Genomic DNA, 19,577 nt, shown 5'->3' with positions numbered 1-19,577 from the left:
GGTCGTCTCTCGTGTCAGGTTCGGGACTGCCAGGAGGGCAGGGGTCAGCATTCTAGGCCTCTCACCGACCACCGGCACCCCATTCGTCACAGGCTAAGCCCTTGTTTTGCCAAGAGGTTCACGGGGGTGGCCAGCGAGCTGACCGGCTGTCAGGCAGTTGTCAGGTTGCGCTAAGGGGGCCGTAAGGCAAGACGCCTTAGCCTGGGCTCATCGCGTCGGCTGTCCTGTCCCGGCGCCCCTCGCTTCGGATGAGCCGCCATGACCGATCTGTCCCAGAGCACCGCCCCGCGTCAGCTGGACGAGCCTTTCCTGCCGTTCTCCCGGCCCAGCATCGGTGCCGAGGAAGTGGCCGCGGTGAGCCAGGTGCTGACCTCGGGCTGGATCACCACCGGGCCCCAGGCCAACCTGCTGGAAGAGCGCTTCGCCGATTCGGTGGGCGCCGCCCACGCCGTGGCCCTGTGCTCGGCCACCGCCGCCATGCACGTGACCCTGCTGGCGCTGGACATCGGTCCCGGTGACGAGGTGATCACCCCCTCGCTGACCTGGGTCTCAACCGCCAACATGATCACCCTGATCGGCGCCACCCCGGTGTTCGTCGACGTCGACCGCGACACCCTGATGGTCTCCGCCGAGCAGGTGGCCGCCGCCATCACCCCGCGCACCAAGGCCATCGTGCCGGTGCACTACGCCGGTGCCAGCTGCGACCTGACCCCGCTGCGCGCCCTGGCTCGCGAGCATGGCGTGGCGCTGATCGAAGACGCCGCCCACGCCGCCGGCACTCGCTACCAAGGCGAGCCCATCGGCCAGCGCGGCACCGCCATCTTCAGCTTTCACGCCATCAAGAATCTGACCTGCGCCGAAGGCGGCATGCTGGTGACCGACGACGCCACCCTGGCCGAGCGGGTGCGCCGGCTGAAATTCCACGGCCTGGCGGTGGATGCCTTCGACCGCCAGACCCTGGGCCGCAAGCCCCAAGCCCAGGTGCAGGAACCCGGCTTCAAGTACAACCTCTCGGACATCCACGCCGCCCTGGCCCTGGTGCAGCTGGATCGCCTGGGCGACATCAACAGCCGCCGCCGGCTGCTGGCCCAGGCCTACACCCAGCGCCTGGCCCAGCTGCCGGTCGCGCCCCTGGCGCTGCCCGACTACGCCCAGACCCACGCCTGGCACCTCTACATCCTGCGCATCTGCCCCGAGCGTTGCGGCATGGAGCGCGAAGCCTTCATGGCCGGCCTCAAGGCGCGCGGCATCGGCACCGGTATCCATTTCACCGCCACCCACCTGCATCCCTGGTACCGCGAGCGCTGGCCCGAGCTGGCGCTGCCCAACAGCGAATGGAATTCGGCACGGCTGTGCTCCATCCCGCTGTTTCCCGACATGACCCTCGCCGACGTCGACCGCGTGGTCGGCGCCATCGAAGACCTGCTGGAGAAAGGCGCATGAAGCCCTATGCCATCGACCGGGTATCCGTGGTGATCCCCGTCTACAACGAAGAAGCCAGCCTGCCGGAATTGCTGCGCCGCACCCGCGCCGCCTGCCGCCTGCTGGATTGCCAGGTGGAGATCATCCTGGTCGACGACGGCAGTCGCGACCGCAGCGCCGAACTCCTGCAGCAGGCCGCCAGCGAGCCGGACAGCCCGGTCGTGGCGGTGCTGCTCAATCGCAACTACGGCCAGCACTCGGCGATCCTCGCCGGCTTCGAGCAGGCCCGGGGCGATCTGATCATCACCCTGGACGCCGACCTGCAGAATCCGCCGGAAGAGATCCCGCGCCTGGTGCACACCGCCGCCCAGGGCTACGACGTGGTCGGCACCGTGCGCCAGCAGCGCCAGGATTCCTACCTGCGCACCCTGCCGTCGCGGCTGATCAACCGGGCCGTGCAGCGTTCCACCGGCGTCGCCATGCGCGACTACGGCTGCATGCTGCGCGCCTATCGCCGCCAGGTGGTGCAGTCGATGCTGGCCTGCCACGAGCGCAGCACCTTCATCCCGATCCTGGCCAACAGCTTCGCTCGCCACACCACCGAGATCGAGGTGGCCCACGCCGAGCGCGAACACGGGGATTCCAAGTACGGCTTCCTCAAGCTGATCAACCTGATGTTCGACCTGCTGACCTGCATGACCACCACCCCGCTGCGCATGCTCAGCCTGTTCGGCGGTGGCCTGGCCATCTTCGGCTTCCTCTTCGCCGCGCTGCTGCTGGTGCTGCGCGTCACCCACGGCGCCGAGTGGGCGGCCGATGGCGTGTTCTCGCTGTTCGCCGTGCTGTTCATCTTTACCGGCGCCCAGTTCGTCGGCCTCGGTCTGCTCGGCGAGTACCTCGGCCGGGTGTACCACGACGTCCGTGCCCGGCCCCGGTTCCACGTGGAACAAGTGATCCGCGCCGCCACCCTTTCTCCTTCGCCGGCGCCGCTGCGCCAGGTCCAGTAACAGGAACGCCCCTGATGAAAACCGCCATCGTCTTCGCCTACCACGACATCGGCTGCGCCGGCCTCGCCGCGCTGATCCAGGCCGGCTATCCCATCGCCGCCGTCTTCACCCACCCGGATGACCCGAGCGAGAACCGCTTCTTCGGTTCGGTGGCCCAGCTCTGCGCCCGCCATGGCATCCCGGTGCACGCCCCGGAAGACGTCAACCACCCGATCTGGGTCGAGCGCATCCGCGCCCTGGAGCCGGATTTCATCTTCTCCTTCTATTACCGCAACCTGCTGTCCAACGACGTCCTGGCCTGCGCCAAGCGCGGCGCCTACAACCTGCACGGTTCGCTGCTGCCGCGCTATCGCGGTCGCGCCCCGGCCAACTGGGTGCTGGTCAACGGCGAGACCGAGACCGGCGTGACCCTGCACCGCATGGTCCAGCGCGCCGACGCCGGCGCCATCGTCGCCCAGCAGCGCGTCGCCATCGCCGCCGACGACACTGCCCTGACCCTGCACGCCAAGCTGCGCGAAGCCAGCCAGACGCTCCTGCGCGACAGCCTGCCGGCCCTGGCCGAAGGCCAGCTGACCGAGCGCGAGCAGGACGAAAGCCAGGCCACCACCTTTGGCCGCCGCAGCGCCGCCGATGGCGAGCTGGAGTGGAGCCGTCCGGCCGCCGAGCTGGGCAACCTGGTGCGCGCCGTGACCCAACCCTATCCGGGCGCCTTCGGCTGGATCGGTGACCGCAAGCTGATCGTCTGGAGCGCCCTGGCCCGCCAGCAAGCCCATGACCAGGCCCCCGGCAGCGTGCTGAGCCTGGAGCCGCTGCGCATCGCCTGTGGCGAGGGCGTCCTGGAAATCCAGGCCGGCCAGCTGGGCGACAACGGCCTCTACCTGTCCGGTCCGCAACTGGCCCGCGAAGCCGGCCTGGTGGCCGGTGCCCGCCTGCATCGCCAGGATCGCCGCGCCAAGCGCCGCACCCGGGTGCTGATCCTGGGCGTCAACGGCTTCATCGGCAACCACCTCTCCGAGCGCCTGCTGGCCGACGGCGAGTACGAGGTCTACGGCCTGGACATCGGCTCCGACGCCATCGAGCGGCTCAAGGCCAATCCGAATTTCCACTATGTGGAAGGCGACATCTCCATCCACACCGAGTGGCTGGAATACCACATCAAGAAGTGCGACGTGGTGCTGCCGCTGGTGGCCATCGCCACCCCCATCGAATACACCCGCAATCCGCTGCGCGTGTTCGAACTGGACTTCGAGGAAAACCTCAAGATCGTTCGCCACTGCGTGAAGTACGGAAAGCGCGTGATCTTCCCGTCCACCTCCGAGGTGTACGGCATGTGCCAGGACGAGCGCTTCGACGAAGACCGCTCCAACCTGGTGGTCGGTCCGATCAACAAGCAGCGCTGGATCTATTCGGTCTCCAAGCAGCTGCTCGACCGGGTCATCTGGGCCTACGGCGCCAAAGGTCTGAAATTCACCCTGTTCCGTCCGTTCAACTGGATGGGCCCGCGCCTGGATCGCCTGGACTCGGCGCGCATCGGCAGCTCCCGCGCCATCACCCAGCTGATCCTCAACCTGGTGGAAGGCACCCCGATCAAGCTGGTCGACGGTGGCGCCCAGAAGCGCTGCTTCACCGACGTCGACGACGGCATCGAGGCGCTGTTCCGCATCATCGAGAACAAGGGCGGTCGCTGCGACGGCCAGATCGTCAACATCGGCAACCCGGACAACGAAGCGAGCATCCGCGAGCTGGCCGAAGAGCTGCTGGCCCAGTTCGAGGCCCATCCGCTGCGCCATGAATTCCCGCCCTTCGCCGGCTTCCGCGAGGTGGAGAGCAAGAGCTTCTATGGCGACGGCTACCAGGACGTGGCCCACCGCAAGCCCAGCGTGGAAAACGCCCGCCGCCTGATCGACTGGCAGCCGAGCACCGCCATGGCCGCCACCGTCGGCAAGACGCTGGACTTCTTCCTGCGCGAAGCCATGGCGCAGCGGGAGGCCTGATGAACACCCTGATCCCGGCCAGCCTGCGCATCGACGTGGACACCTATCGCGGCACCCGCGAAGGGGTACCGCGGCTGCTCGACCTGCTGGACGAAGCCGGGGTCAAGGCCACCTTCTTCTTCAGCGTCGGACCGGACAACATGGGGCGCCACCTCTGGCGCCTGGTGAAGCCCACCTTCCTGTGGAAGATGCTCCGGTCCAAGGCCGCCAGCCTCTATGGCTGGGACATCCTCCTCGCCGGCACCGCCTGGCCGGGTCGGCCCATCGGCCGCGACCTCGGCCACCTGATGCGCGAGACCCGCGCCCGCGGCCACGAGGTCGGCTTGCACGCCTGGGACCACCACGCCTGGCAGGCCCATACCGGCAGCTGGAGCCTGGAGCGCCTGGGCGCCGAATTCGGCCGTGGCCTGCAGGCCCTGGAAGACATCCTCGGCGCCAAGGTCGACTGCTCCGCCGCCGCCGGCTGGCGCGCCGATCCGCGCGTGGTGCTGGCCAAGGAAGCCTTCGGCCTCCGGTACAACAGCGATTGCCGCGGCAGTGCGCTGTTCCGCCCGCGACTGGGCAACGGCAGCCACGGCACCCCCCAGGTGCCGGTGGACATGCCGACCTTCGACGAGGTGGTCGGCCCGGAGCTGGCCGCCGGTGACTGGAACGACTACCTGCTCAAGCGCTTCCGTCCGGGGGCGCTCAACGTCTACACCCTGCACGCCGAGGTGGAAGGCATCGCCTTCGCCGAGGACTTCCGCGCCCTGCTCAAGGCCGCGCGGGAGGAGGGCATCCTGTTCCTGACCCTGGGCGACCGCCTGCCGGCCGATCCGCGCCAGTTGCCCGCGGGCAACCTGGTGCGTGGCAGCCTGGCCGGCCGCCAGGGCTGGCTGGGCGTGCAGGCATGAGTCGGCGCCGCCTGTGGATGCTGCTGCCGCTGGCGCTGCTGGCCTATGCCTTGCCGCTGGCCTGGCGCGGCCTGTGGATTCCGGACGAGTCGCGCTATGCGCAGATCGCCCAGGAACTCTGGCGGCGTGGCGACTGGGTGGTGCCGCACTTCCTCGGCTTGCCCTATTTCGAGAAACCCATCGGCGGCTACTGGACCCAGGCCATCGCCCAGGCCTGGCTCGGTGACTCGCTGTTCAGCGTGCGCCTGGTGCCACTGCTGGCCAGTCTCGCCACCGCCGCCCTGGTAGCGCGCCTGACCCGGCTGATCTGGCAGGACCGCCCGCTGGCGCTGCTCGCCGGGGTGGTCTATCTCTCCTGCGTGGCCGTGGCGGGGCTGGCCACCTACGTCACCCTGGACGCCCAGTTCGCCTTCTGGATGGCCCTGGCGCTGCTCGCCCTCTGGCAGGCCCAGGCCGCCGAGACCCGGGGCGCGGCCCTGGGTCAGTGGGCGCTGCTGGGGCTGGCCTGTGGCTGCGGCCTGCTGACCAAGGGCTTTCTCGCCCTGGTGCTGCCGGTGCTGGTGGCCGTGCCCTTCTTCCTCCTGCAGCGGCGCCTGGGCGAGTTGCTCTGCCGCGGTCCGCTGGCGGTGCTGGTGGCGATCCTGGTGGTGGCGCCCTGGGCGCTGCTGGTCGCCCACCGCGATCCGGACTTCTGGAATTTCTTCTTCTGGCACGAGCACATCCAGCGCTTCGCCGGCCAGGATGCCCAGCACGAGCGGCCCTTCTGGTTCTATGGCCCGGTGCTGCTGCTGGCCATCCTGCCCTGGGCTGGCCTCCTGCCGCGCACCCTGGGCCGGACCTGGCAGGAGCGTCGCCACGCCGGTACCGCCTTCCTGGGCATCGCCGTGGTCGGCCAGCTGCTGTTCTTCAGCTTCAGCCGCGGCAAGCTGCCCACCTACCTGCTGCCGACCCTGGCCGCCCTGGTGCCGCTGCTGGCGCGCACCCTGCTGGACGCGGGCCGGCGCGGCGCCACCGGCGCCCTGCGCCTGAACGGCCTGTGCAATCTGCTGCTGGGCCTGGCCGGCCTTGCCGCCCTGCTGATCTATGGCGGTCGCCTCTACGAGAGCGGCGAAGGCCTGACCCGCGCCCTGGCCCTGCTGGCACCCCTGGCACTGCTGCTGGCCGGCCTGGCCGCCCTGGTCTGGCCGCGGCGCACCCTGCTGGCGCCGGCCCTGGCGCTCTGGGTGCTGCTGCCGCTGCTGTCCATCGCCCTGCCCAACAGCCTGGTCGACAACAAGCTGCCGAGCACCTTCATCCAGGCCCAGCTCGGCCACTTCAAGAATGCCGGCCTGCTGGTCAGCAACGACCTCGGCGTGGCCGCCAGCCTGGCCTGGGCCACGCATCGCGACGACGTGGTGCTGGTGGGCGGTCCCGGCGAGCTCAAGTACGGCTTCGCCCGCGAGCCGGCCAGCGGCCGCCTGATCGAAGAGCGTGACCTGGCCGCCTGGCTCGCCGCCCATCGCGACCAGGGTCCGGTGGCCATCCTCTTGCGCGTCGACGGTCCCAGCGATCGCCAGCTGCTCGACAGCCTGCCCGAGCCCGGCGAGAGCATCGCCAGCGAGCGCCTGGTGCTGCTGGTCTATCCGAGGCCGGCGCCATGACCGCCCTCGACGGCCTGCTGATCGCCGTGGTGATCGGCCTCACCTGCGCCGGCCAACTGGGCCAGAAGCGCGCGGTGGCCGCCGGTAACGCCCTGGCCGCGCGACTGCGCTCGCCCTGGCTGTGGGGCGCCCTGGTCTGCCTGGGCCTGGCCCTGCTGGTCTGGTGCGCGGTGCTGCAGCGGGTGCCGGTGGGCGTCGCCTATCCCTTGCTCTCGCTCAACACCCTGGCGGTGACCCTGCTGGCGCGCCTGGTGTTCGGCGAGGTGGTGGACGCCCGCGCCTGGTGTGGCTGCCTGTGCATCGTCGCCGGCGCCGCGCTGCTGGGTGGCCAGCTATGAACGGTCTGCTGCCTCTCGGCCTGAGCATCCTGCTCACCACCCTGGCGCAACTCGCCCTGCGCGCGGCACTGGTGCGGCTGCCGGCCATGGCCAGCTGGGCCACCGCGCCCGAGTCGCTGCTGAGTGCGGCCGGGCTGCTGCTGGCCTTGGGCATCCTCTGCTACGGCCTGTCGCTACTGGCCTGGCTGGCCGCCCTGGCGCGCCTGCCGCTGGGCCGCGCCTATGCGGCGCTCGGCCTCTCCTACGTCTTCGTCCACCTCGGCGCGGCCTGGCTGCCAGGCGCCGCCGAATCCTTCACCCCCTGGAAAACCCTGGGCGTCGCGCTGGTCGTGGCCGGCGTCGCCCTCGTCGGCGGGCCCCGCGCCAGCGCCGCTCCCACCCTGAGGAATACCCTATGAACATCAGCGTTTTCGGCATCGGCTACGTGGGTCTGGTGCAGGCCGCCGTGCTGGCGGAAGTCGGCCACCAGGTGGTGTGCATGGACATCGACCGCGCCAAGATCGACAAGCTCAAGCGCGGCGAGGTGACCCTCTATGAGCCGGGTCTGGAAGAGCTGGTGCGCAGCAACCTGGCCGCCGGCCGCCTGGTATTCACCCACGAGGCCGCCGAGGCCGTGGCCCATGGTGCCGTGCAGTTCATCGCCGTCGGCACCCCGCCGGCCGCCGACGGCTCGGCCGATCTGTCCGCCGTCTTCGCCGTGGCCGAGACCATCGCCCGCCTGCGCCGCGAGCCGCTGATCGGTCAACCGGTATCCCGCGATCCGCTGCTGGTGGTGAACAAGTCCACCGTGCCGGTGGGCACCGGCGACCGCGTCCGCGCGCTGATCCACGAGGTGCTCGCCGAAGAGGGCCGCACCCTGCACGTGGAGGTGGTCTCCAACCCGGAATTCCTCAAGGAAGGCGCCGCCATCGCCGACTGCAAGAAGCCCGATCGCATCGTGGTGGGCACCGACTCGCCGGTGGCCCGCGACGTGATGCGCGAACTCTATGCGCCCTTCAACCGCAACCATGACCGCATCCAGTGCATGGACCTGCGCAGCGCCGAGCTGGCCAAGTACGCCGCCAACAGCCTGTTGGCGGTCAAGATCAGCTTCATCAACCAGATCGCCGAACTGGCCGAGCACGTCGGCGCCGACATCGAGGCGGTGCGCCAGGCCATCGGCGCCGATCCGCGCATCGGCCACCACTTCATCTACCCGGGCTGCGGCTACGGCGGCTCCTGCTTCCCCAAGGACCTGCAGGCACTGATCCGCACCGGCGAGGAAAACGCCGTGGAGCTGGATCTGCTGCGCGCCGTGGAAGCCATCAACGTGCGCCAGAAGACCAAGCTGTTCGAGCGCATCAACACCTACTTCGACGGTGACCTGCGCGGTCGCACCTTCGCCCTCTGGGGGCTGGCCTTCAAACCCAACACCGACGACATGCGCGATGCCCCCAGCCGGGTGCTGATGGAAGCCCTCTGGGAAGCCGGCGCCAAGGTGCGCGCCTTCGATCCGGTGGCCATGGCCGAGGCCCAGCGCCTCTATGGCCACGACGAGCGCCTGGCGCTGATGGGCACCCCCGAGGCCGCCCTGGCCGGGGCCGATGCCCTGGTGATCTGCACCGAGTGGCAGCAGTTCAAGGCGCCGGACTTCGATCTGATCGCCCGCCAGCTCAACCAGCCGGTGATCTTCGACGGCCGCAACCTGTTCGATCCCGAGCGCATGGAGCGCCGCGGCATCGAGTACTTCGCCATCGGCCGTGGCGCCGCCCTGGGCGGTCCCCAGGTCACCCGCCGCGTGGATGCCGCCTGATGGTCTCGCCCATGCCCCTGACCCCACGCAGCGCGCCCCTCTTCGCGTTGCCGGCGGCCAGTCGCCTGCGCCGCGAAAGCCTGCTGCTCGGGGTAGTCGCCACCCTGATGTTCACCCTCGGCATCTGGAACCAGGCGCCCCAGGGTTTCGACGGTCGCTGGGCGGTCTTCCTCGGCGAGATGTTTCGCCATGGCCCGTCCTTTTTCGCCACCACCTATGGCCAGCCCTATCCGGACTATCCCGGCACCGCCACCTGGCTGAGCTGGCTGGCCGCGCGGGTGATTGGCGCGCCCAATCACCTGGCCAACGTGCTGCCCACCGCCCTGGCCTCGGCCGCGGTGCTGGCGCTGACCTATCGCCTGCTGGCCGACACCCGCCGCGCCTGGGCGCTGCTCACGGTGCTGCTGGTGGCCCTGACCCCGCAGTGGCTGGAAAAGGCCCGTGCGGTCTGCCTGGACCAGTTGGTCGCCCTGGTGGTGCTGCTGTGCTTCTACCTGCTCTACAGCGCCGATCGCGACGGTCGCCCGCTGCGCCGCCTGCTGGTACTGCCGCTGTTCGCCCTGGGCTTCGCCATCCGCGGTCCGCTGGGCCTCATCGAGCCCTGCGGCGTGGTCTGCCTCTACTGGCTGGTGGTGGCCTGGGGCGAGCCGGCCCGGCGCACCCTCGCCCTGCAACGCCTGCTGGGCTATGGCCTGGCCGGTCTGGCGCTGCTCGCCCTCGGCTGGTGGACGCTGATCCAGCTCGCCCACCACGAGGGCGGGGCGGATTTCGCCGCCGAGGTCTGGCACATGCAGGTCACCGGCCGGCTGGACGAGAGCGGCAAGCCGTTCTGGTTCTATCTGCAGCTGGGGCTCTATCGCTATCTGCCGGTGCTGCCGCTGGCGCTGCTGGTGCTGGCGGCCGAGCGCGGTCGCCTGCTGGCCTGGCCGCACACCGCCCAGCGCCGCCTGCTGCTGGGCCTCGCCGGCAGCGGTCTGCTGATCCTGGTCGGGTTGTCCATCCCGCACTTCAAGCGCGCCTACTATGTGGTGCCCATGGTGCCCTTCCTGGCCGCCATCGCCGCTCATGGCCTCCTGCGCGCCGAGGGCTGGTTCCGCCGGATCGCGCCGCTCTATACCGCCCTGGTGCTGGCGCTGCCCGGACTGGCGCTGGTGGCCATGCTGGTCTGTCGTCACCTCTGGCAGCGCCACGGCTACTGGCCGGATGTTTCCCTGGCGCTGCTGGTGCCGGTCTTCGTCGCCCTGCAGATCGCCGCCCTGGTCAGCTGGCGCCGGCTGAACGGCAACCGCCGCCTGCTCACGCTGAGCGCCCTGGCGCTGGCCGCCCAGTGGCTGATGCTGGTCACGGTGGTGGAGCCGGCCCAGGACCTGCAGTACGACACCCGCGGCTTCGTCCAGCAGGTGGAGGGGCTGCGCCAGCAGCAGCCGGGTCCCCTGGTGTTCTTCGGCCTCGGCCAGGACAGCTGGGCGATCCGCTACATGATGAACCTGGACCACGACGAGCAGCCGATCTTCATCGCCCGGCCGCAGGTCGCGGACCTGGCACACCTGCCGTCCGGTGCCTGGATCATCCTGGCGCGCGACGACCGCGAGTTGCTGGCGGGTACCCCGCTGGCCGACCTGACCCCGGTGCTGGGTCGCCGCCTCAACGGCAATCCCTGCCTGGTGTATCGCCTGCCCTGAGGCCCCCGGAGCCGCTCGCCCTAGCGGTCGGCTCCGGCTTCTCGGGAGAATTCCAGGATGCGGTTGCGCCCCTGCTCGGCGACCAGGTAATGACCGTCGCCGCGCGGGATCAGGGTCTGCGCCGAGCGCAGGTGCGAGAGCACCGTGACCAGGCGGCCGTCGGGCTGCACCAGCAGCACCCGGGCGCCGTGGGTGGCGTCTTCGGTGATCCACAGGCCATCGGCCGAGCACTGCACGAAGCCCGGCGCATCGAGCCCCGAAGCGACCAGGGTATCGGTACCCCCGGGCTGCCACTGCTTGACCCAGCCCTTGGCCTTTTCGGTATAGAACAGCCGGCCATCCGGGCAGCGCGCCACCCCTTCGCCTTCTTCCAGGCCGTCGCGCAGCACCGCCAGGCGACGCTGCAGCGGGTCGTAGCTGAGCAGGCGACCGCGGGGCAGGTCCTCGATGGCATAGAGGGTCTGGCCATCGGTGGCGACGCCCTCGACGTCGTTGCCGTCGAACAGGACCTGGCGCTGGCCGTCGCGCAGGAGCAACACCGGCAGCGGCCCGCCTTCCTGGCTGACCACCAGGCCGCCCTGGAACATGACCAGGCCATCCGGCTTGGACAGCTCGCCCAGTACCGGCTGGCGCTCGCCGCTGGGCAGCAGTCGCAGCAGGCTGCCGCGGCGACTGGAGAATTCCTGGGTCACAAACAGGCTGCCATCGGCGTCCAGGGCCAGGGCGCTGACCATGGGGATGTCGGCAGCGAATTCCCGATAGCGCCAGCCCTCGGCCGCACTGACCGGATGGAAATGCCGCCAGGCCGGATAGGCGAAGCCGGCGGCCAGCACGGCGACGCCCAGCGCCAGACCCTGGCGCCAGCCCAGGCGCGGAACACGTCGCATGGCGACCTCTCGAGGTTGGGGATGACCCTGCAGTCTAGCGGCCCGCGCGTGAAGATTCCGTCGCCGGCCACCCGGGTGAGGGTGCCGGCGGGGAGCGGCCTCAGGCGCTGAGGAAGGCCTCGGTCAGCTTGACCCAGTAGCGCGCGCCGACCGGCAGCAGGGCGTCGTTGAAGTCGTAGGCCGCGTTGTGCAGGTTGGCGCTCGGGCCATTACCGACGAACAGGTAGCAACCGGGCACCTGCTGCAGCATGTAGGCGAAGTCCTCGCTGGCCGGGATGGGCGCGAAGGGGTGCAGGGCCTCGGCGCCGAAGTGCTCGACCGCCACCTGGCGGGCGAAGGCGGTGGGGCCGTCGTGGTTGACCAGCACCGGATAGCCGCGCTGGTAGTCCAGTTCGGCGGTGGCGCCGAAGCTTTCCGCCTGGGCGCGCACCAGGGCGCCGATACGCTGTTCCAGCAGGTCGCGGGTGCTGTCCTGGAAGGCGCGGATGGTGAGCTTCATCTCCACCGCATCGGGGATGACGTTGGAGGCCTCGCCGCCATGGATGCTGCCCACGGTGATCACCGCGGTGTCCAGCGGCGCCACGTTGCGCGAGACCACGGTCTGCAGCGCCATCACTGTGGCCGCGCTGGCGACGATGGGGTCGACCGCCTTGTCCGGCACCGCGCCGTGGCCACCCTGGCCGCGGATGCGCAGGAGGGCGGTGTCGGACGAGGCCATGGCGGCGCCGTCGACGAAGCAGAACTTGCCGGTGGGCACGCCGGGCATGTTGTGCAGGCCGAACACCTGATCGCAGGGGAACAGCTCGAACAGGCCGTCCTGCATCATCTTCAGGGCGCCGCCCAGGCCTTCCTCGGCCGGCTGGAAGATCAGGTGCAAGGTGCCATCGAAGGCGCGGGTCTCGGCCAGGCAGCGGGCGGCGGTGAGCAGGGTGGTGGTGTGGCCGTCGTGGCCGCAGGCGTGCATGCGGCCCGGGTGCTGGCTGGCGTAGTCGAGGCCGGTGGTCTCCAGGATCGGCAGGGCGTCCATGTCGGCGCGGATGCCCAGCACCTTGCTGCCGCTGCCGGCGCGCAGGGTGCCGACCACCCCGGTGCCGCCCAGGCCGCGATGGACCTCGTAGCCCCAGCCGGCGAGGGCGGCGGCCACCAGGTCGCTGGTGCGCTGTTCCTGGTAGCCCAGTTCGGGATGGCGGTGGATGTCGCGGCGCAGGGCGACCATTTCCGGCAGGTAGCCGGCGATATGACGGGCGGTGGCGTCTTGATCCGCAGTGGTGGCAAGGCTCATGGCGATCTCTCTCAATCCAGGTGGCGTTCGGGATAGCTCAGCAGTGCCAGCCATCCTATCAGCAGCATGACGATCAGGTACCAGGCCGGGGCAAGCGGGCTGCCGGTGGCGCCGATCAACCAGGTGGCGATGAACTGAGCAGTGCCGCCGAACAGGGTCACCGCCAGGGCGTAGGTCATGGCCAGGCCCGTGGCGCGCACCGGCCGCGGCAGGCCGGCGAGGATCAGCAGCAGCCCGGCGGTCATGTTGACGCTCATGGCGGTGATCACCACGAAGCGAGCGGCGAAGGCCAGGCCCTGGGTGGTGGGATCGTTCAGCCAGACGAAGGCCGGATAGATGCCCAGCAGGGCCACCGCCAGGCTGACCAGGGCCACCGGCTTGTAGCGCCCGAAACGATCCAGCAGCAGCCCGGCGGCCAGGGCGGCGGCCATCTGCACGGCGCTGGAGGCCACCCCGGCCAGGTAGGCACTGGTGGCCGGCAGGCCGACGATGCGGGTCATGTAGGTGGGCATGTAGAACTGCATCAGGTAGGTCAGCAGGGTCGCCGACATCACGATCAAGAGACCCAGGCCGAAGCGCCGCGGATGCTCGCGCAGGAAGGCGCGCACCGGACCGCCCTCGGCCGTGCCGGCGCCGCTCCAGGTCTCGTCCACCTGGCGGCGGATATAGAGGCCGACCGGGATGATCAGCAAGCCGACCAGGAAGGGGATGCGCCAGCCCCAGGCGTGCAGTTCGGCTTCGGACAGGCTGCGGGTGAGCAGGGCGCCCAGAGCGGCGCCGAGCAGGGCACTGCCGCCCTGGCTGATCACCTGCCAGCTGACATGGAAGCCGCGCCGGCCGGGGCTGGCCGATTCCAGCAGCAGGGTGGTGGCGGCGCCGATCTCGCCACCGGCGGAAAAGCCCTGCAGCAGCCGTCCCAGCAGCAGGATCAGCGGCGCGGCGATACCGATCTGGGCGTGGGTCGGGGTGAGGGCGATCAGGGCGCTGCCCAGGCCCATCAGGGTGATGGTCAGCAGCATGGCCTGCTTGCGCCCGTGGCGATCGGCATAGGCGCCCAGCACCATGCTGCCCAGCGGACGCATGACGAAGCCGACGCCAAAGACGCCAACCGCCATCAGCAGGGAGCCGTAGGGGGTGTCCGAGGGGAAGTAGAGCTGGCCGATGATGGCGGCGAAAAAGCTGAAGACGGTGAAGTCGAACATCTCCAGGCCGTTGCCGAGACTGGCCGCGGCGATCAGCTTGGCGCGCGAGGGTGTGGCGCCGGCGCTGACGGGAGCCGCGTCGGCGGGGGAGGAGGACGTCGGAAGAGCCTGGGCCATGGTGCGTTCCTCTGCACTGAGATGAATGCTTAGCTATGCAAATGATGGTCCGGCCCGCAGGCGCCGCGTGGCTGGGCGGTCGTGGCAGGGCCGGAGCCCGGGCCTGCGCCAAGGTGGTGCAGCGCAGGCCCTCTTGCAGCCTAGTCGAACCTGCCGCCTCGGCTGGCGCTGGCTCATAAATCCGTCACAATGCGCGCCTAGAGTGCCGGCTTGCGCCTGAGCGTCGCCGGCCCAGGTCCGTCTCCCATCCCCGCGAGGAATCCGGCATGGACATCAAAGGTCCGCTGACAGCTGTGGCGCTCGCCCTGGCGCTAGGTGGCACGACCGCTCGGGCCGAGGGCGTCGACCCGGCCATCCCCGCCTACCAGAAGGTCAGCGGGATCTCCGGCAATCTGTCGAGCGTGGGCTCCGACACCCTGGCCAACCTGGTGACGCTCTGGGCCGAAAGCTACAAGCGCGAATATCCCAACCTCAATATCCAGATTCAGGCGGCCGGCTCGTCCACGGCGCCGCCGGCGCTCACCGAGGGCACCGCCGGCATCGGTCCCATGAGTCGCAAGATGAAGGACGCCGAACTCCAGGCCTTCGAGCAACGCTTCGGCTACCCGCCCACCGCAGTGCCGGTGGCGATCGATGCCCTGGCGATCTTCGTCAACAAGGACAATCCACTGCGCCAGCTGACCCTGGAGCAGGTCGACGCGATCTTTTCCAGCACCCGGCTCTGCGGCGGTCCGCACGAACTCAAGACCTGGGGCGACCTGGGCCTGACCGGCGACTGGGCCAGGCGCCCGATCCAGAGATTCGGCCGCAATTCGGTGTCGGGCACCTACGGCTACTTCAAGGAAGCGGCGCTGTGCCGTGGCGACTTCCGCGCCAACGTCAACGAACAACCGGGCTCGGCCTCGGTGGTCCAGGCCATCAGCCAGTCCCTGGGTGGCATCGGCTACTCCGGCATCGGCTACCAGACCGCCAGCGTCCACACCCTGGCGCTGGCCCGCCCGGGCACCACCGATTTCGTCGAGGACAACCAGGAGAACACCCTGTCCGGGCGCTATCCCCTGGCGCGCTATCTCTACGTCTATGTGAACAAGGCGCCCAATCGCCCGCTCAACCCCCTGGAAGGGGAATTCCTGCGGCTGATCCTCTCGCGCAGCGGCCAGGAGGCGGTGATCAAGGACGGCTACATCCCCTTGCCGGCGGCAGTGGTGCAGCAGGCCCTGAAGACCCTGGGTTACTGAGTGCCCGGCACCCTGCGCCCGCACCGGGCGTAGCGCCTCTGGCCGTCCATTCGCTGTAACCTTTCTGTCACACGACGTGATTAGGCTCTGCGCCATGATATCCCCGGTACCCCCGTCCCCGCCCGATCCTCGCGGCCCCGCTCGGCTGGACTTCAACACGCCTGCACTGCGCCGGCGGCGGCGCTGGCGGGCCCTGCAGGACCGACTGATACGGGGCTCGGTGCTGGCCGGTGGGCTGGCCGTGCTGGCCACCATCACCCTGATCTTCTTCTATCTGGCCTATGTGGTGCTGCCGCTGCTGCGGGGCGCCAGTCTCGAGGCCCAGCCGCTGCCTCAGCCTGACTGGCTGGCCGCCGCCGGAGCGCCGCTGCTGCTGGGCATCGACGAGCAGAATCGCCTCGGCCTGCATCTTTCCCGGGCCGGCGAGGCCACCTTCTTCACCTTGGCCGACGGCCAGCCGGTCATGCGCGAACGCCTGCCGCTGCCGCCCGGCGTCACCATCAGCAGCCAGGCCCAGGACGCCCCCCGCGGGCTGATCGCCCTGGGCCTGTCCGATGGTCGCGTGCTGGTGGCGCACAAGCGCTATGTCTCCCGCTATCCCCAGGGCAACCGGGTCATCACCCCGGAACTGGACTTTCCCTACGGGCGCGAGCCGCTGGACCTGGGCGCCTCCCGTAGCGCCCTGGAGCGCGTCGCCATCGCCGGCGACGAGGACCTGCTGGTGCTGGCCGGCGCCCAGGGCAATCGGGTGACCGCCCTGCGCCTGGCCGGGCTGGCCGCGCCGGTGACCGGTGGCGCGGCCGTTCCCGTCCGCAGCTCAATCACCCTCGGACCGCTCAACACCGCGGCCAAGGCACTCTACCTCGATCCCCGCGGCCACTGGCTGTATGCGCTCAATGGCCGCGCCCAGGCAGATGTCTTCGACCTCCGCGACGGCAGCCTCAACGGCCACTACAAGCTGCTCGACGCGGCCGACGACGAGGTCACCGCCAGCGCGCAGCTGTTGGGCGGCGTGTCCCTGCTGGTGGGTACCGCCAAGGGCGGTATCGGCCAGTGGTTCATGGTCCGCGGCCAGGACGGCGAGCCGGTGCTGAGGCTTATCCGCAGCTTCCAGCTGGGCACCGCGCCCATCGTCCAGCTGGTGCCGGAGCAGCGCCGCAAGGGCTTCTTGGCGCTGGATGCCACGGGCGAACTGGGCGTCTTCCACAGCACCGCCGGGCGTACCCTGTTGCGCGAGCAGATCGCTCCCGCCGCCGGGGTGCTGGCGCTGTCGCCGCGCGCCGATCGGCTGTTGCTGGAGGAAAACGGCCGGCTGCTCGGCTTCCGCCTGGACAATCCGCACCCGGAAGTCTCCTGGTCGGCGCTCTGGGGCAAGGTCTGGTACGAGAATTACGAAGCGCCGGCGCGGGTCTGGCAGTCCAGCGCCGCCACCGCGGACTTCGAACCCAAGCTGAGTCTGGCGCCGCTGACCTTCGGCACCCTCAAGGCGGCCTTCTACGCCATGCTGTTCGCCGCGCCCCTGGCCATCGCCGCGGCGGTCTATACCGCCTACTTCATGGCGACGCGCATGAGGCGCACGGTCAAGCCGGTCATCGAGCTGATGGAGGCCCTGCCCACGGTGATCCTCGGCTTCTTCGCCGGGCTGTTCCTCGCGCCCTTCGTGGAAAATCACCTGCCGGGGCTGTTCAGCCTGCTGCTACTCCTGCCGCTGGCCATCCTCGCCGCGGGCTTCGGCTGGTCGCGCCTGCCGCTGACGCTGCGCGAGCGCCTCCCGGAAGGCTGGGAAAGCCTGCTGCTGTTGCCGGTGGTGCTGCTGACCACCGCTCTGGCGCTGTGGCTCAGTCCCTGGCTGGAGGGTCTGCTGTTCGCCGGCGACCTGCGCCTCTGGCTGAGCCAGACGCTGGGCATCGCCTACGACCAGCGCAACGCCCTGATCATCGGCCTGGCCATGGGCTTCGCGGTCATCCCCAACATCTTCTCCATCGCCGAAGACGCCATCTACAGCGTGCCGCGCAGCCTGACCCTGGGCTCCCTGGCGCTGGGTGCCACCCCCTGGCAGACCCTGGTGCGGGTGGTGCTGCTCACCGCCAGCCCGGGGATCTTCTCGGCGCTGATGATCGGCCTGGGCCGCGCCGTGGGCGAGACCATGATCGTGCTCATGGCCACCGGCAACACCCCGATCATGGATGCGAACCTGTTCGAGGGCATGCGCACCCTGGCGGCCAACATCGCCGTGGAAATGCCCGAATCCGAGGTGGGCGGCACCCATTACCGGCTGCTGTTCCTGGCCGCGCTGGTGCTGCTCAGCTTCACCTTCCTGATGAACACCCTGGCCGAACTGATCCGCCAGCGGCTGAGGAAGAAATATGCGGCGCTCTAACCCAGGCGCGCCGCACGGGCAGGGCGGCGGGCAGCGGCGCTCCCTGGGCGTCTGGCTGCGCGGCGGCGCGCCCGGGGTCTGGCTCAGCGCCGGCGCCGTGGCCATCGCCGTGCTCATGACCCTGGGCCTGATCGGCATCCTCGCCGTGCGCGGCCTGGCGCACTTCTGGCCGGCCGAGGTGGTGCAGGCGCGCTACACGCCGCCGGGCCTGGAAGCGCGCCTGGTGCTCGGCCAGGTGGTGGACCAAGAGACGATACCGGCCGAGCGGCTGCGCAGCGCCGGGGTGACCCTGCCGGCGGACAGCGGCGACACCCTGACCCGCGAACTCTTCAAGCTGGGCAATCGCGACCTCTATGGCAGCGACTTCGTCTGGCTGGTCGGCGACTGGCTGCAGGATCGCCAGACCCCGGCCGACGCCCTGGTGCTGGAGCGCCGCGAATGGGGCAACTTCTACGGCTATGCGCTGGAGGTGCGCGAAGCGGGGCGGCAAGTGGCCAAGGGCGCCGCGGCGGTGCCCGAACTGCAGCGTCGCCTGCTGCGCACCCGCGACCTGAGCGAGCGGCTGGATCGACTGGAAAAGCAGGACATCGGCAGCGTCAACTACGCCCTGGAGCGCCTGCGCCTGGAAGGCCGCGGCCTGGAACTGGACGGCCGCCTCGACGCCACCGCCCAGGCCGATCTCGCCGCCCGCCGTGCCGAACTCGAAGCCCGTTACGGCGAGCTGGAGGACCAGCTGGCCAACCTGCGCCAGGAGCGTCGCCGTGACAGCGTGGTGCTGCGCGACGTCGAGGGTCGCAGCCTGGAACTCAGTCTGGCGCGCATCGTGCGCGCCTATCAGCCCAACGCCATGGGCCTGGGTGCCAAGCTCGGCTTCTATGGCAGCAAGCTGTGGGAATTCCTCAGCGCCGATCCGCGCGAGGCCAATACCGAGGGCGGCGTCTTCCCGGCCATCTTCGGCACCGTGATGATGACCCTGCTGATGGCGGTGATCGTCACCCCCTTCGGCGTCATCGCCGCCATCTACCTGCGCGAATACGCCCGCCAGGGTCCGCTGACCCGCATCATCCGCATCGCGGTCAACAACCTCGCCGGGGTGCCGGCCATCGTCTATGGCGTCTTCGGCCTGGGCTTCTTCGTCTATGTGCTGGGGGGCTCCCTGGATCAGCTGTTCTTCCAGGCCAGCCTGCCGACGCCGACCTTTGGCACCCCGGGGTTGCTGTGGGCCTCGCTGACCCTGGCGATCCTCGCCGTGCCGGTGGTGATCGTCGCCACCGAAGAGGGCCTGGCGCGCATTCCCCGCAGCATCCGCGAAGGCTCCCTGGCGCTGGGCGCGACCCAGGCCGAGACGCTGTGGAAGGTAGTGCTGCCACTGGCCAGCCCGGCCATGCTGACCGGGCTGATCCTGGCCGTGGCCCGCGCCGCCGGCGAGGTGGCGCCGCTGATGCTGGTGGGGGTAGTCAAGCTGGCGCCCTCGCTGCCGCTGGACGGCAACTATCCCTATCTGCACCTGGATCAGAAGATCATGCACCTGGGCTTCCACATCTATGACGTCGGCTTCCAGAGCCCCAACGTGGAAGCCGCCCGCCCGCTGGTCTATGCCACTGCGCTGCTGCTGGTGCTGGTGATCGCCGGGCTGAACCTGTCCGCCGTGTTCCTGCGCAACCGGCTGCGCGAAAAATACCGGCTGCTGGAAGACTAGCGCC

15 protein-coding genes are annotated in these 19,577 nt (G+C 69.8%); 12 read left to right on the top strand and 3 right to left on the bottom strand.

All coding sequences use genetic code 11. From position 1 onward, the window contains the following. The first annotated feature begins 294 nt into the window (after positions 1 to 294). The 9 genes from arnB to FHR73_RS13635 are packed head-to-tail and all read left to right on the top strand — an operon-like array spanning position 295 to position 10,768. The gene (gene arnB, locus FHR73_RS13675) at positions 295 to 1,443 is read left to right on the top strand and encodes a UDP-4-amino-4-deoxy-L-arabinose aminotransferase (protein ID WP_152643578.1); all 1,149 of its coding nucleotides are present in this window, start codon (positions 295 to 297) and stop codon (positions 1,441 to 1,443) included. Continuing rightward, entirely contained in the window at positions 1,440 to 2,429 is a 990-nt protein-coding gene (arnC, locus tag FHR73_RS13670) for an undecaprenyl-phosphate 4-deoxy-4-formamido-L-arabinose transferase (protein WP_068384540.1), read from the top strand. The genes arnB and arnC overlap by 4 nt, the downstream gene beginning before the upstream one ends. Before the next feature lie 14 nt (positions 2,430 to 2,443). Then, complete coding sequence (gene arnA, locus FHR73_RS13665) at positions 2,444 to 4,423, top strand: bifunctional UDP-4-amino-4-deoxy-L-arabinose formyltransferase/UDP-glucuronic acid oxidase ArnA (RefSeq protein WP_409258682.1); 1,980 nt, start codon at positions 2,444 to 2,446, stop codon at positions 4,421 to 4,423. Positions 4,424 to 4,434: 11 nt separating this feature from the next. Then, entirely contained in the window at positions 4,435 to 5,316 is an 882-nt protein-coding gene (gene arnD, locus FHR73_RS13660; RefSeq protein ID WP_183632746.1) for a 4-deoxy-4-formamido-L-arabinose-phosphoundecaprenol deformylase, read from the top strand. Beyond that, complete coding sequence (gene arnT, locus FHR73_RS13655) at positions 5,313 to 6,956, top strand: lipid IV(A) 4-amino-4-deoxy-L-arabinosyltransferase (RefSeq protein WP_260175703.1); 1,644 nt, start codon at positions 5,313 to 5,315, stop codon at positions 6,954 to 6,956. The genes arnD and arnT overlap by 4 nt, the downstream gene beginning before the upstream one ends. After that, positions 6,953 to 7,294, top strand: coding sequence for an EamA family transporter (locus FHR73_RS13650; RefSeq protein WP_183631966.1), 342 nt, complete (start codon positions 6,953 to 6,955; stop codon positions 7,292 to 7,294). The genes arnT and FHR73_RS13650 overlap by 4 nt, the downstream gene beginning before the upstream one ends. Beyond that, positions 7,291 to 7,692, top strand: coding sequence for a 4-amino-4-deoxy-L-arabinose-phosphoundecaprenol flippase subunit ArnF (gene arnF / locus FHR73_RS13645; protein WP_183631964.1), 402 nt, complete (start codon positions 7,291 to 7,293; stop codon positions 7,690 to 7,692). The genes FHR73_RS13650 and arnF overlap by 4 nt, the downstream gene beginning before the upstream one ends. After that, positions 7,689 to 9,086, top strand: a complete 1,398-nt coding sequence (locus FHR73_RS13640) for a UDP-glucose/GDP-mannose dehydrogenase family protein (protein ID WP_183631962.1) — start codon at positions 7,689 to 7,691, stop codon at positions 9,084 to 9,086. The genes arnF and FHR73_RS13640 overlap by 4 nt, the downstream gene beginning before the upstream one ends. Beyond that, a complete protein-coding gene (locus tag FHR73_RS13635; protein ID WP_183631960.1) occupies positions 9,086 to 10,768 on the top strand; it encodes a glycosyltransferase family 39 protein in 1,683 nt (560 codons plus the stop codon). The genes FHR73_RS13640 and FHR73_RS13635 overlap by 1 nt, the downstream gene beginning before the upstream one ends. Positions 10,769 to 10,788: 20 nt before the next feature. Here the strand turns inward: FHR73_RS13635 and FHR73_RS13630 are convergent, their stop codons facing one another. The 3 genes from FHR73_RS13630 to FHR73_RS13620 form a co-directional block, all read right to left on the bottom strand. Continuing rightward, positions 10,789 to 11,655 carry a hypothetical protein gene (locus tag FHR73_RS13630; RefSeq protein ID WP_183631958.1) on the bottom strand — a complete coding sequence of 289 codons (867 nt, stop codon included), beginning with the start codon at positions 11,653 to 11,655 and terminating at the stop codon, positions 10,789 to 10,791. A gap of 100 nt (positions 11,656 to 11,755) precedes the next feature. After that, positions 11,756 to 12,937 carry a M20 aminoacylase family protein gene (locus tag FHR73_RS13625; protein WP_183631956.1) on the bottom strand — a complete coding sequence of 394 codons (1,182 nt, stop codon included), beginning with the start codon at positions 12,935 to 12,937 and terminating at the stop codon, positions 11,756 to 11,758. Positions 12,938 to 12,948: 11 nt separating this feature from the next. Beyond that, complete coding sequence (locus FHR73_RS13620; RefSeq protein ID WP_183631954.1) at positions 12,949 to 14,256, bottom strand: MFS transporter; 1,308 nt, start codon at positions 14,254 to 14,256, stop codon at positions 12,949 to 12,951. A gap of 266 nt (positions 14,257 to 14,522) precedes the next feature. On the opposite strand from FHR73_RS13620, the gene FHR73_RS13615 reads away from it, so the two are divergent. The 3 genes from FHR73_RS13615 (at position 14,523) to pstA (ending at position 19,573) form a co-directional block, all read left to right on the top strand. Further along, complete coding sequence (locus FHR73_RS13615; protein ID WP_183631952.1) at positions 14,523 to 15,494, top strand: PstS family phosphate ABC transporter substrate-binding protein; 972 nt, start codon at positions 14,523 to 14,525, stop codon at positions 15,492 to 15,494. Positions 15,495 to 15,588: 94 nt separating this feature from the next. Then, entirely contained in the window at positions 15,589 to 17,874 is a 2,286-nt protein-coding gene (locus tag FHR73_RS13610; RefSeq protein WP_183631950.1) for an ABC transporter permease subunit, read from the top strand. After that, a complete protein-coding gene (pstA, locus tag FHR73_RS13605; RefSeq protein ID WP_183631948.1) occupies positions 17,861 to 19,573 on the top strand; it encodes a phosphate ABC transporter permease PstA in 1,713 nt (570 codons plus the stop codon). The genes FHR73_RS13610 and pstA overlap by 14 nt, the downstream gene beginning before the upstream one ends. The last annotated feature ends 4 nt before the right edge of the window (positions 19,574 to 19,577 follow it).

The organism is Pseudomonas sp. AS2.8, assembly GCF_014190935.1.
Taxonomy (GTDB): Bacteria; Pseudomonadota; Gammaproteobacteria; order Pseudomonadales; family Pseudomonadaceae; genus Chryseomonas.
The sequence above is the reverse complement of the archived record's forward strand: the minus strand, read 5'-3'. Positions and strand labels throughout refer to the sequence as shown.

Bases quoted from the DNA above. Each gene is read 5' to 3' on its own strand.
- arnC (WP_068384540.1), top strand. From the start codon at position 1,440: ATGAAGCCCTATGCCATCGACCGGGTATCCGTGGTGATCCCCGTCTAC.
- arnA (WP_409258682.1), top strand. From the start codon at position 2,444: ATGAAAACCGCCATCGTCTTCGCCTACCACGACATCGGCTGCGCCGGC.
- arnT (WP_260175703.1), top strand. From the start codon at position 5,313: ATGAGTCGGCGCCGCCTGTGGATGCTGCTGCCGCTGGCGCTGCTGGCC.
- FHR73_RS13650 (WP_183631966.1), top strand. From the start codon at position 6,953: ATGACCGCCCTCGACGGCCTGCTGATCGCCGTGGTGATCGGCCTCACC.
- arnF (WP_183631964.1), top strand. From the start codon at position 7,291: ATGAACGGTCTGCTGCCTCTCGGCCTGAGCATCCTGCTCACCACCCTG.
- FHR73_RS13640 (WP_183631962.1), top strand. From the start codon at position 7,689: ATGAACATCAGCGTTTTCGGCATCGGCTACGTGGGTCTGGTGCAGGCC.
- FHR73_RS13635 (WP_183631960.1), top strand. From the start codon at position 9,086: ATGGTCTCGCCCATGCCCCTGACCCCACGCAGCGCGCCCCTCTTCGCG.
- FHR73_RS13630 (WP_183631958.1), bottom strand. From the start codon at position 11,655: ATGCGACGTGTTCCGCGCCTGGGCTGGCGCCAGGGTCTGGCGCTGGGC.
- FHR73_RS13625 (WP_183631956.1), bottom strand. From the start codon at position 12,937: ATGAGCCTTGCCACCACTGCGGATCAAGACGCCACCGCCCGTCATATC.
- FHR73_RS13620 (WP_183631954.1), bottom strand. From the start codon at position 14,256: ATGGCCCAGGCTCTTCCGACGTCCTCCTCCCCCGCCGACGCGGCTCCC.
- FHR73_RS13615 (WP_183631952.1), top strand. From the start codon at position 14,523: ATGGACATCAAAGGTCCGCTGACAGCTGTGGCGCTCGCCCTGGCGCTA.
- FHR73_RS13610 (WP_183631950.1), top strand. From the start codon at position 15,589: ATGATATCCCCGGTACCCCCGTCCCCGCCCGATCCTCGCGGCCCCGCT.
- pstA (WP_183631948.1), top strand. From the start codon at position 17,861: ATGCGGCGCTCTAACCCAGGCGCGCCGCACGGGCAGGGCGGCGGGCAG.